Raw genomic sequence first — 12,595 nt, 5'->3', positions numbered from 1 at the left:
AGGAACGATGAAGACCTACGAAAATTTAACTACATATAATCCCGGTGAAATAGAAGGGAAATGGTATTCCTTTTGGGAAAATAAGGGATACTTTCACGAAGAAGTAGATTCAAGTAAAGAGCCTTTCAGCATCGTTTTACCGCCTCCTAATGTAACGGGGATGCTTCATATGGGGCATGCGCTGGATAATACATTACAGGATATTCTCATCCGTTTTAAAAGAATGCAAGGTTATAACGTATTGTGGATGCCGGGGACAGATCATGCCGGTATTGCAACGCAAATCAAAGTAGAGGAAATGCTCGCAAAAGAAGAAGGGAAAACCCGCTATGATTTGGGGCGTGAAAAATTTGTAGAACGCGTATGGGAATGGAAAAAAGAGTACGGCGATACAATCGTAAAACAGATTCGCAGTCTCGGTGCATCCTGTGACTGGTCTCGCGAACGATTTACCTTGGATGAAGGCTATTATCATGCAGTGCGTGAAGTATTTGTAAGCTTATATGAAAAAGGTTTGATTTATCGCGGTGAACGCATCATTAACTGGTGCCCTCGCTGTGCAACGGCTCTGTCGGATGTAGAGGTGGAACATGAGGACGAAAACGGTCATTTGTGGCACATTAAGTATCCTGTGAAAGGTGAAGATAATCGTTTCGTTATCGTTGCCACCACACGTCCGGAAACTATGTTCGGCGACGTGGCTGTAGCGGTAAATCCTGATGATGATCGCTATAAAGACCTCATCGGTAAAACATTGGTATTACCATTTGTAAATCGTGAGATTCCGGTTATCGCCGATGACTATGTAGACTCCAGCTTCGGTACGGGTTGTGTAAAAATTACGCCTGCTCATGACCCTAATGACTTTGAAATGGGGCAACGTCATAATCTGGACTCCATTGTTGTCATGAATAATGATGCCACAATGAATGAAGGGGCCGGTAAATTTAATGGCATGACTCGCGAAGAGGCTCGTAAACAAGTTGTGGCAGAGCTAAAAGAAATGGGCCTGCTTGAAAAAATCGATGATCATAATCATGCGGTGGGACATTGCTCCCGCTGTCATACGATCATCGAACCGATGGTATCTAAACAATGGTTTGTGGATATGAAACCATTGGCCGAACCGGCTCTCAAGGTTGTTAAAGATCATGAAGTGGAGTTTGTACCTGAACGTTTTACAAAAACGTATGTCAACTGGCTTGAAAATATTCGGGACTGGACGGTTTCCCGTCAATTATGGTGGGGTCATCGTATTCCTGCGTGGTATTGTGATAATTGTGGTGAAACTATCGTCAGCCGTGAGGATATCACGGAATGTCCTCATTGTCATGGACCCGTAACGCAAGATCCCGATGTGCTTGATACATGGTTCAGCTCCGGTTTGTGGCCTTTTGCGACCATGGGATGGCCTGAACAGACGGCGGAGCTTAAACAATGGTATCCGACGAGCGTTCTTGTGACCGGTTATGATATCATCTTCTTCTGGGTTGCCCGTATGATCTTTATGGCTCTTGAGTTTGAACATGAAATTCCGTTTAAGCATGTATTTATTCACGGACTTGTTCGCGACAGTCAAGGCCGCAAGATGAGTAAATCTTTAGGGAACGGTATCAACCCTCTTGAAGTAATCGATCAATTTGGTGCTGATGCGTTGCGCTTTACCCTTGTGACGGGTAATACGCCGGGCAATGATATGCGTTTCTATATGGAACGCGTTGAGGCAAATCGAAATTTTGCCAATAAGATATGGAATGCTTCAAAATTTGTATTGATGAATCTTACGAATTATGATGAAAGTTTTGTTCCAACGACAGATGATTTGACATTGGCGGACCAATGGATTATTCAAAAATACAATGAAACCGTTCAAAGTGTAACCTTTAATCTCGATAAATTTGAACTGGGTGAAGCGGCCAGCTCCGTATATGATTTTATCTGGAATACGTACTGTGACTGGTACATTGAATTGGCGAAACCTCGTTTGTACAGTGACAGCAACGAACGCGATCGCCGTACAGTTCAATACCTGCTTGTAACAATCTTGCGCCACATGCTTGAACTGTTGCATCCGTTCATGCCGTTCGTAACGGAACATATCTGGCAACATTTGCCTCATGAAGGGGAAAGTATTGTCATAACAAAATGGCCGGAAGCGTTAGATTTTGGGAATCTTGAAAGTGCAGCTCGCCAAATGGAAGTCATGATGGATGCTATCAAAGGCATCCGTAATATGCGCGCCGAAATGAATGTACCGCTAGGTAAAAAAGCTGAGATTATTGTGGCGCCTACAGATGAATCCTTGGCTCAAGTGGTAGCGGATCACAAAGATTATTTTGTAACATTGGCTTGGGCTGAAAAGGTGACTATCCTCGGTGCTGACGATGCAAAACCGGAAAATGCGACTGTAACAGTTGTAAACGGTATGGAAGTATATCTTTTGCTTAAAGATCTTATCGACGGTGAAAAGGAAAAAGAGCGCATTGCGAAGGAAAAAATTCAGATGGAGAAAGAAATTTCCCGATTGGAAGGTAAACTTTCAAATACAGGATTTCTTGCAAAGGCACCGGAAGCCGTTGTAGCTAAAGAAAAAGAAAAGTTGGAAGAGTATAAACAGAAACAACAGGCATTATTGGAACGGGAAGCGTTCCTCGAAACCTTATAGGAGGTTTATATGACATATAAAGAGGCCTTAGCCTATTTGGAACAGGCATCATCATTTGGTATTAAACCGGGACTGGATCGGATTACAGCCCTCATGGAGGCTCTTGGAAACCCGCAGGAGGACTATAAAATTGTTCATGTTACCGGAACCAATGGTAAGGGCTCGGTAACGACATATATTTCCTATGCATTATTTACAAGCGGATTACGGGTGGGGCGATTTACATCGCCTCACCTTCAATCCTATACGGAACGAATTCAAATCAACGATGCGAATATTACGGAAAATGCTTTTGCTGAGTTGATTTGTCGTGTAAAGGATGCTGTGGATCGTATCATACGGGATGGGGTTGAATCGCCTACACAATTTGAGATGTTGACAGCAGCCGCGTTTTTATTCTTTAAGGAACAAGGTGTAGATTATGCTGTTGTCGAGGTCGGTCTCGGAGGTTTACTTGACTCCACGAATATCGTCACACCGGAGATATCGGTTATTACAAATGTGTCGATCGATCATCAGGCCTATTGCGGAGATACGGTGGAAGAAATTGCACGGCATAAAGCGGGAATCATCAAGTCTCACGTGCCTGTAGTTACAGCCGCGCAGGATGCACCGCTTCGAGTTATCGAAGACACTGCTAAAGAGAAACATGCTAAGCTGTATGCTTTCAATAAAGATTTCGGTATCGATAGTCGCAGTGCGGTGACCGGCGGGCAGATGATTACCGTCAGTGCAGATCACGAAGCTCCTGCTATGTTATTTACGACGATGGCCGGGATTCATCAATCCGTGAATCTTGCCTGCGCATTGATGACGGTTCGCCTGTTGATGCGGAAAGATTCACATATCAGCGAGGAAACGATGCGTGAAGGATTTGCACGTGCAACATGGCCGGGACGCTTTGAAGTGAGACCTGTACTTGGTCGCACCTTTATTTTTGACGGAGCTCATAATGCGGCCGGTGCGGAAGCTTTTAATCTGACATATGCGGAGTTGTTTAAAAACAAGACGAAGACGCTAGTGATGGCTATTTTGCGGGATAAGGATGAAGAGGGTATCATTCGGGAAGTAGTTAAATCGGGTGATACGGTTATCGTTGTACCGGCTCCAACAGAACGTACCGAGGTGCCGGAAACGTTGGTAGCACGCATTCGTACGGTTGTACCAAACGTAACGGCTCAGACGGCGGATTCCGTAACGGAGGCGTTATCTTTGGCATATAAACACACGCAAGCCGGTGATATTATTGCCGTATGCGGATCTCTGTATATATTAGGGGACGCTCGGCAATGGCTCAGCCATGAGTTGAGTCATTAAGGTGAGATTATGGAACTAGCACTTCTCCCTAATCATAAAAAAATATCATTTTATATAGAGCGCCTCATCTATGCTGTTGTAGTATCTATGCCGTTACAGCCGATGGTGGGGGATGTTTTGTTGTGGACTGCTATCGGCTTTGCGCTGTACGATCTTATTTCTAAAAAATCGCTTAGTCTGCCCACGGGATTTCTATCCTGGAGCGTCATGGTTTTTGTGGCTTGGACAGGACTTTCAGCAGTATTATCTGATCATTGGGGATGGGCTGTTTCGAGCTGGCTTTATCAAATCGTGGCCGGCGGAGGTATGTATTATCTGGTCCGTACCTATATTCAAAGCCCGAAACAGTGGAATTACTTCCTCCGTGCCTTTTTAGGTGCTGCCGTTCTGGTCTGTCTGATCGGCATCTATCAGTATATATTTATTCCTAATATACATATTAAAGACTGGGTGGATGCTACACAGTTTCCAAAATTGATGAGGCGCATGGCCTCGACCTTGCAAAACCCTAATTTGCTCGGTGCTTACCTGTTGATGGTGCTCAGTGTATGCATCAGCTATATTCTGGTGTATATGAAGCGGCAACGGACTCGGGAGGTTGTATCCATGTCGGTTATCGGCATTATCCTGTTTTTGACGATGTTACTGACCTATTCAAGAGGTATTTGGATCAGTTTTGCGGCGATGATTCTGTATTGGGCCATTTTTGTAGAGCGCAGACTGTTTTTATCTTTGTTGGCTATACCGCTTATTTTATACTGCTACGAAGGTGAGGTCGCATCTCGTTTGTGGTCAATCTTTCAGGGCCATGATACATCAGCTGACTTACGTTGGGCTCTATGGGACAGTACCATGTACATCGTGCGGGAACATCCCGTTTTCGGTATAGGATGGAATACATTTTTCCTGGTTTATCCGGACTATAACTATTATATTCAGGCTCCTCATGTGCTGATGTACCATGCACATAATTTATATTTGAATATATTAGCCGAGACGGGTATCCCCGGATTATTAACATTCCTCACGGTTATTATCGGTCATGTGGTAACCGCCATTCGATTGAAAGGCGACTTATTCTGTCAGGCTGCACAGATCGGTGTGGGCGCTCTCGCCATAGGTATTCTATTTAGCGGACTATCGGACTTTGAACTTTACAGTCATCAGGTGACCATTACATTTTGGCAGCTCTTAGGATGGGTAGGGGCTTTTGTGAAAGTGGAATTTATACAAAATGAGAATACCGCCGCATCCAAAGATGCGTAAATAACAAGTGCCGATGGTAGCTATACAACTTTATAAATGGTATAATTTATACATACCTTGAGTAGGTCTGTATGTTATTCAACACAAACCGATTTTCTAATGTTAGACATAATTACACATTATAGTTTTATATTTGAAAATCGGTTTTTTGTATCTCAATGTAATGATATGAGGGAGGTGTATTGAAGAATCCATAGTATATAGTGTTATTTTATATTTGGATTTTTCTATATCTTGTATATGAAATTTCTGATTGCCCATAAAATATCACTATATACTGAGTATATCGATAATTCCTGTGAGTTATAACGGTGTGAATGTATCTTATATAAAAATGTAAAAATTGATGACTTTTAGTCATAATGCATAGGGGAAGTGTGATAAAAAATACATTTTAGTCATATAAGTTGACAATACACCTGTAATAGGACTACGATGAAGTCGGTTTAAGGAACGTATTAGACCAAAGAGATTCAATTGTCGTTTAACAATGTTACTCTTAAAGGAGATGGTTATGGTGATAGACATCAAAGACCGCGTAAAAAATGTGGACCTGCAAGGTAAAATTGTCACTGCTTATGATGCAGCTCAGTTGATTAACCCTAATGACAAAGTTGGTATTTCCGGCTTTACGCCATCGGGTTATGCAAAAGTTGTACCATTGGCTTTGGCAGAACGAATGGAAAAGGAACCATTCAAAATCGATTTATGGACAGGTGCTTCTGTAGGTGATGAAGCTGATGGTGCGTTAACACGTGCTAATGGCATTAATCGCCGCTTTCCATATCAAACTAATAAAGATATGCGGAAGGCTTTAAATGGTGGAGATGTTAAATATGTCGACATGCATTTGAGCACAATGGCACAGAATATTCGTTACGGATTCTTCGGAGATTTGGATGTAGCGATTATTGAAGTATGTCAAATCAACGAAGACGGTTCTTTAGTACCGACTACATCTGTTGGTAATTCCCCGACATTTGTCAGTCAGGCTAAAAAAGTTATCGTAGAAGTGAATGTATCCCAACCATTATCTTTAGTTGGTATGCACGATATCTATGAACCGTTGGATCCACCACATCGTAAACCAATTCCGTTGGAACAGGCCGGCGATCGCATCGGTACAGATGCAATCCCTTGTGACCCTAGCAAAATTATTGCCGTGGTTCCGAGCGATGTACCTGATACAACTAGACCTTTGGCTGCTATTGATGATGATGCAAAGGCGATGAGTCAGCATCTTATCAAATTCTTTGAACAAGAAATTGCAGAAGGCCGCTTGCCTCAAAACTTGCTTCCATTGCAATCCGGCGTAGGTTCTGTAGCAAATGCCGTAATCAGCGGTTTGGCTCAAGGGCCGTTCAAAGATTTATCCATTTACACAGAAGTAATTCAAGACGGTATGTTTGATTTAATCGATGCTGGTAAGGTAACAGTATGTTCCGGTACTGCATTGAGTCCTTCTCCGGATGGGTTGAAACGTTTCTATAATAATATCGATGAATATCGTAAAAAGATTATTCTTCGTCCGCAAGAAATTTCCAACAACCCTGGTATCGCTCGCCGTATTGGTGTCATTGCCATGAATACCGCTATCGAATTTGATATTTTTGGCAATGTAAACTCTACTCATATCATGGGTAGCAAAATGATGAATGGTGTTGGCGGATCTGGTGACTTTGCACGTAGTGCATATCTCACTATCTTCTGTACTAACTCCGTTGCTAAAAATGGCGACATCAGTTCTATTGTTCCATATGTATCCCATGTGGATCACCCAGAACATGACACTATGATTTTCTGTACGGAACAAGGTGTTGCCGATTGCCGTGGTTTGAGCCCAGTGGAAAGAGCTCGTTTAATCATTGAAAAATGTGCTCACCCGGACTACAAACCAATGTTAACTGAATACCTAGAAAAAGCATTAGCAGCAACAAAAAATGCCCATACACCTATGTTGCTTGATGAAGCTCTTTCTTGGCATAAACGCTTCACAGAAACTGGAAGCATGAAAAAATAACCTGTTTTATTAGGAGGATGATGAAAACATGGCTTACGAAAATTTAAAAGCCCAAATTGCTGAGTACAACAAACTTTGTGACGAAAAATGCGTAAAAACTCCAGAACGTCAAAACTTGAAATACAATCGTGTATATACTCCGGTTGATATTGAAGGCTTTGACTATGAACGTGATTTGGGTATGCCTGGCGAATATCCATATACTCGTGGTGTACAACCTACTATGTACCGTGGCCGTTTCTGGACAATGCGTATGTATGCAGGCTTTGCAACTGCTGAAGAATCCAACAAACGTTACCGTTACCTTATCGAATCCGGTGCAACAGGCTTGTCCTGTGCATTTGACTTGCCTACACAAATCGGTTATGACTCTGATGATGTAATGGCTGAAGGCGAAGTTGGTAAAGTAGGCGTTGCTATTGACTCCTTGGCAGATATGGAAATCTTGTTCGACGGCATCGACCTTGGTAAAGTATCCACATCCATGACAATCAACGCTCCAGCGTCTGTTTTGTTGGCAATGTATATTGCAGTAGCTGAAAAACAAGGCGTACCTTCCACTGAATTGAAAGGTACAATTCAAAATGATATTTTGAAAGAATACGCAGCTCGCGGTACTTACATTTTCCCTCCAAAACCATCCATGCGTTTGATCACTAATATCTTCGAATATTGTTCTCAATACGTTCCTAAATGGAATACTATTTCCATCTCCGGTTACCATATCCGTGAAGCAGGTTCCACGGCAGCGCAAGAAATCGCATTTACAATTGCTGATGGTATCGCATACGTAGAAGCAGCTTTGAAAGCTGGTCTTGATGTTGATACATTCGCTGGTCGTCTTTCCTTCTTCTGGAATGCTCATAACAACGTACTCGAAGAAGTTGCTAAATTCCGCGCATCTCGTCGCTTGTGGGCAACAATCATGAAAGAACGTTTTGGTGCTAAAAAACCAAAATCCATGATGCTTCGTGTACATACTCAAACAGCTGGTTCCATGTTGACTGCACAACAAGTTGATAACAACATCGTTCGTGTTGCTCTTCAAACTGCAGCTGCTGTAATGGGCGGTACTCAATCCTTACATACAAACTCCCGTGACGAAGCTTTGGCTCTTCCTACAGAAGCATCTGTACAAGTAGCTCTTCGTACTCAACAAATCGTGGCTTACGAATCTGGCTTGGCTGACGTAGTTGACCCATTGGGCGGCTCCTACTATGTTGAAGCTATGACTAACGCTATCTATGACGAAGCTATGGCATACATCAAGAAAATTGATGAAATGGGCGGCGCTGTAGTAGCAATCGAAAAAGGCTACATCCAAAAAGAAATTCAAGAATCCGCTTACAAATGGCAAATGGAAGTTGAATCCGGCTTACGCACAATCGTTGGCGTAAACAAATTCCAAGTTGAAGAAGAAGCACCAAAAGATCTTCTTCGTGTAGATGCTTCCGTTGGTGCTAACCAATCCAAGAAAACTCAAGCGGTTCGTGCTAAACGTGATCAAGCAGCAGTTGATGCGGCATTGGCAGCACTTAAAGCGGGCGCAGCTGACGAAAACGTTAACTTGATGCCATTAATTCTTGAAGCAGTAAAAACATATGCTACTTTGGGTGAAATTTGTAATGTGTTGCGCGAAGTATTCGGTGAATACGAAGCTCATTCCACATTATAATATCGGCTAATTTCGGAGGTAATAAATCATGGCAGAAAAACGTATTAGAGTAATTGTAGCAAAACCAGGTCTTGATGGTCATGACCGTGGTGCAAAAGTAGTAGCACGCGCTCTTCGCGATGCTGGTTTCGAAGTAATCTATACAGGTCTTCGTCAAACTCCAGAACAAATCGTTGAAGCAGCTCTTTCTGAAGACGTTAATGTAGTAGCATTATCTCTTCTTTCCGGCGCTCATAACACATTGTTCCCTAAAATTGTTGAACTTTTGAAAGAAAAAGGCATGGGTGATGTATTAGTTATCGGCGGCGGCGTTATCCCTGACGCTGATATCCCTGGCTTGAAAAAAGCCGGCGTAGCTGCTGTATTCACTCCTGGTACACCAACCGGCGATATCGTTAAATTCATTAAAGAACACGTGAAATAATTAATTTAATGGGTGAGAGGGACTCAACTGTGCGGCTGAATCCCTCTATTCCCATATTTTAAGATAGGTGGTGAGGCGAATGGATTTAGTTAAAGAACTATTTGAGGGTTCTCGACTAGCCTTAGCACGGTCCATTACTGCTGTAGAGAATGAGTATGATAATGCCATCGATATTATGAAGGCCATTTATCCTGAAACAGGTCGTGCTCGTATTCTCGGTATTACAGGGGCCCCTGGTGCCGGTAAAAGTACCTTGACCGATAAAGTTGTTAAACATTATTTGGATCAGGGGAAAAAAATTGGCATCGTTGCCATCGACCCGACTAGCCCATTCTCGGGTGGTGCTATCTTGGGGGACCGTATTCGAATGAATGATTTGACGTTAAATGAAAATGTATTTATTCGAAGCATGGGGACACGCGGTAGTTTAGGCGGCTTGTCTAAAAAAACTGCGGACGTTGTCAAGCTGATGGATGCCTTTGGTATGGATCTCGTCATCATTGAAACCGTAGGTGTAGGGCAATCGGAAGTGGATATCGTAAAAAATGCGGATACCACATTAGTTGTTCTTGTGCCTGGCCTTGGTGATGATATTCAAGCAATTAAGGCGGGGATTCTTGAAATTGGCGATGTATTTGCTATCAACAAAGCGGATCGGGACGGTTGCGATCGTTTGAATGTTGAAATCGAGATGATGCTTGATCTCGATTCTCGCGAAGTCAAATGGAGACCTCCGATTAAGCGTACTGTTGCCAGCAAAGATCAAGGTGTAGATGAACTCATTGAAGCCTTGGATGAACATTTTGAGTATCTTGAAGACTCTGGTGAGTTGGATGCTCGCCGGGCAGAACGTACGCGTGATGAAATCATCGCGATGATTAATGAGCAAATTGGTCGTTATGTGGCGGAAAAAATAGTCACTAACGATGAATTTAATAGCCAAGTGGCAGCTGTAAATGAGCGCACTAGCGATCCATATACAGTTGTTAACGGCGTTATGTCAAATGTGCTAAAGTAGACGGCGACTACATAGCATGAGAGATTTAGCCTTATAAAAGGAGATAATCAAAATGGCTTTTAAAGTATTACAAGTGGACCACATCGGTATTGGTGTTAATGATTTAGCAGCAACGAAAGAATTTTATAAAAACGCATTAGGTATTCAACATCTTCCTGAAGATGAAGTTGTTGAAGAACAAAAAGTAAAAGTATCATTCTTCCCTTGTGGTGATGCAGAACTCGAATTTTTGGAAACTACAACTCCAGATGGCCCTATCGGTAAATTTATCGAAAAGAATGGCGGTCGTGACGGCATTCAACACGTTGCTTTACGCGTAGATAATATTGAAAACGCTATTGCTGATTTGATGGCTAAAGGTATTCGTATGATTGACGAAAAACCTCGTTACGGTGCAGGCGGCTCCTCCATTGCTTTTGTTCATCCTAAAGCAACAGGTGGCGTATTGCTTGAATTATGTCAACGTATGAAATAATTCAGTACTTGAAACATATCATTATATATGAGTTATAGATATACATGTTCATATAACCGGTAGTTATATATTAAATATGTATATATGCTTGAACTTTATTTATTTATGAAATAAAATGATAATGTAACAAGTTTTATTTGGAGGTGCTATAATGGCAACAGTGCAGGAAAAAATCGAGTTATTGCACGAAAAACTAGCTAAAGTGAAAGCTGGTGGCGGTGAAAAACGCGTCGAAAAACAACATTCTCAAGGCAAAATGACTGCTCGTGAACGTTTGGCGAAATTATTCGACGACAATTCTTTCGTTGAACTTGATCAATTTGTTAAACATCGTTGTGTTAACTTCGGTCAAGAAAAGAAAGAATTACCTGGCGAAGGTGTTGTAACCGGTTATGGTACTATTGACGGTCGTTTGGTGTATGCATTTGCACAAGACTTCACCGTAGAAGGTGGTTCTCTTGGTGAAATGCATGCTGCTAAAATCGTTAAAGTACAACGTTTAGCAATGAAAATGGGTGCGCCTATCGTTGGTATCAATGATTCCGGCGGGGCTCGTATTCAAGAAGCGGTAGATGCGCTTGCTGGTTACGGTAAAATTTTCTTTGAAAATACAAATGCATCCGGTGTTATTCCACAAATTTCCGTAATCATGGGACCATGTGCAGGTGGTGCTGTATATTCTCCAGCATTGACTGACTTTATCTACATGGTAAAAAATACATCTCAAATGTTCATCACTGGTCCGGCAGTAATTAAATCCGTAACCGGTGAAGAAGTAACGGCTGAAGATCTTGGTGGCGCAATGGCTCACAACTCCGTGTCCGGTGTTGCTCACTTTGCAGCTGAAGATGAAGATGACTGCATCGCGCAGATTCGCTACTTGTTAGGCTTCTTGCCATCCAACAATATGGAAGATGCTCCATTAGTAGATACAGGTGATGACCCAACTCGTGAAGATGAAGCTTTAAATAGCTTGTTGCCTGATAACAGCAATATGCCTTACGATATGAAGGATGTTATCGCTGCAACAGTAGATAATGGTGAATTCTACGAAGTACAACCATTCTATGCAACAAATATCATTACTTGTTTCGCACGTTTTGATGGTCAATCAGTTGGTATCATCGCTAACCAACCTAAAGTTATGGCTGGTTGCTTGGACATCAACGCATCCGATAAATCTTCCCGTTTCATCCGTTTCTGCGATGCTTTCAATATTCCGATCGTTAACTTTGTTGACGTTCCTGGTTTCTTGCCTGGCACAAATCAAGAATGGGGCGGTATCATTCGTCATGGCGCTAAGATGTTGTATGCTTACTCTGAAGCAACAGTTCCAAAAATTACTGTTATCACTCGTAAAGCATATGGTGGTTCCTACTTAGCTATGTGTTCCCAAGATTTGGGCGCTGATCAAGTATATGCTTGGCCTACATCCGAAATCGCTGTAATGGGACCTGCAGGTGCTGCTAATATCATCTTCAGAAAAGATGAAGATAAAGAGGAAAAAACAGCTAAATATGTGGAAGAGTTCGCAACTCCATACAAAGCTGCAGAACGTGGCTTCGTAGACGTTGTTATCGAACCAAAACAAACTCGTCCGGCAGTTATCAACGCTTTGGCAATGCTTGCAAGCAAACGCGAAAACCGTGCTCCAAAGAAACATGGTAATATTCCATTATAATTCGATTCGGTAAAGTTATCATCGAATTTGGGAGATACCTTTCTTTACTACTTT

General features: G+C 42.3%; 9 protein-coding genes. All 9 read left to right on the top strand.

All coding sequences use genetic code 11. The features are described from left to right. The first annotated feature begins 7 nt into the window (after positions 1-7). Positions 8-2,665, top strand: a complete 2,658-nt coding sequence (locus VEHSUH05_RS08655) for a valine--tRNA ligase (RefSeq protein WP_105091326.1) — start codon at positions 8-10, stop codon at positions 2,663-2,665. 9 nt (positions 2,666-2,674) lie between these two features. Next, a complete protein-coding gene (locus VEHSUH05_RS08650; protein WP_105091325.1) occupies positions 2,675-3,982 on the top strand; it encodes a bifunctional folylpolyglutamate synthase/dihydrofolate synthase in 1,308 nt (435 codons plus the stop codon). Between the two features lie 9 nt (positions 3,983-3,991). After that, complete coding sequence (locus VEHSUH05_RS08645; RefSeq protein ID WP_105091324.1) at positions 3,992-5,248, top strand: O-antigen ligase family protein; 1,257 nt, start codon at positions 3,992-3,994, stop codon at positions 5,246-5,248. Positions 5,249-5,762: 514 nt separating this feature from the next. Next, entirely contained in the window at positions 5,763-7,268 is a 1,506-nt protein-coding gene (gene scpC / locus VEHSUH05_RS08640) for a succinyl-CoA:acetate CoA-transferase ScpC (protein ID WP_038115734.1), read from the top strand. A 28-nt stretch (positions 7,269-7,296) separates the two neighbouring features. Then, positions 7,297-8,943, top strand: a complete 1,647-nt coding sequence (locus tag VEHSUH05_RS08635) for an acyl-CoA mutase large subunit family protein (RefSeq protein WP_105091323.1) — start codon at positions 7,297-7,299, stop codon at positions 8,941-8,943. 28 nt (positions 8,944-8,971) lie between these two features. Next, entirely contained in the window at positions 8,972-9,367 is a 396-nt protein-coding gene (locus tag VEHSUH05_RS08630; protein ID WP_054673772.1) for a cobalamin B12-binding domain-containing protein, read from the top strand. Positions 9,368-9,446: 79 nt separating this feature from the next. Next, positions 9,447-10,385: a methylmalonyl Co-A mutase-associated GTPase MeaB gene (meaB, locus tag VEHSUH05_RS08625; RefSeq protein WP_105091322.1), complete on the top strand. Its 939-nt coding sequence runs from the start codon at positions 9,447-9,449 to the stop codon at positions 10,383-10,385. Between the two features lie 52 nt (positions 10,386-10,437). After that, positions 10,438-10,860, top strand: a complete 423-nt coding sequence (mce, locus tag VEHSUH05_RS08620) for a methylmalonyl-CoA epimerase (RefSeq protein WP_005377395.1) — start codon at positions 10,438-10,440, stop codon at positions 10,858-10,860. A gap of 151 nt (positions 10,861-11,011) precedes the next feature. After that, positions 11,012-12,541, top strand: coding sequence for a methylmalonyl-CoA decarboxylase subunit alpha (gene mmdA, locus VEHSUH05_RS08615; RefSeq protein ID WP_095066238.1), 1,530 nt, complete (start codon positions 11,012-11,014; stop codon positions 12,539-12,541). The last annotated feature ends 54 nt before the right edge of the window (positions 12,542-12,595 follow it).

Origin of the sequence: Veillonella denticariosi JCM 15641, assembly GCF_002959855.1 — a bacterium.
Lineage (GTDB): Bacteria > Bacillota > Negativicutes > Veillonellales > Veillonellaceae > Veillonella > Veillonella denticariosi.
The sequence above is the reverse complement of the archived record's forward strand: the minus strand, read 5'-3'. Positions and strand labels throughout refer to the sequence as shown.

Excerpts from the sequence above, each read along its gene's own strand:
- VEHSUH05_RS08655 (WP_105091326.1), top strand. The coding sequence starts at position 8 with ATGAAGACCTACGAAAATTTAACTACATATAATCCCGGTGAAATAGAA.
- VEHSUH05_RS08650 (WP_105091325.1), top strand. The coding sequence starts at position 2,675 with ATGACATATAAAGAGGCCTTAGCCTATTTGGAACAGGCATCATCATTT.
- VEHSUH05_RS08645 (WP_105091324.1), top strand. The coding sequence starts at position 3,992 with ATGGAACTAGCACTTCTCCCTAATCATAAAAAAATATCATTTTATATA.
- scpC (WP_038115734.1), top strand. The coding sequence starts at position 5,763 with ATGGTGATAGACATCAAAGACCGCGTAAAAAATGTGGACCTGCAAGGT.
- VEHSUH05_RS08635 (WP_105091323.1), top strand. The coding sequence starts at position 7,297 with ATGGCTTACGAAAATTTAAAAGCCCAAATTGCTGAGTACAACAAACTT.
- VEHSUH05_RS08630 (WP_054673772.1), top strand. The coding sequence starts at position 8,972 with ATGGCAGAAAAACGTATTAGAGTAATTGTAGCAAAACCAGGTCTTGAT.
- meaB (WP_105091322.1), top strand. The coding sequence starts at position 9,447 with ATGGATTTAGTTAAAGAACTATTTGAGGGTTCTCGACTAGCCTTAGCA.
- mce (WP_005377395.1), top strand. The coding sequence starts at position 10,438 with ATGGCTTTTAAAGTATTACAAGTGGACCACATCGGTATTGGTGTTAAT.
- mmdA (WP_095066238.1), top strand. The coding sequence starts at position 11,012 with ATGGCAACAGTGCAGGAAAAAATCGAGTTATTGCACGAAAAACTAGCT.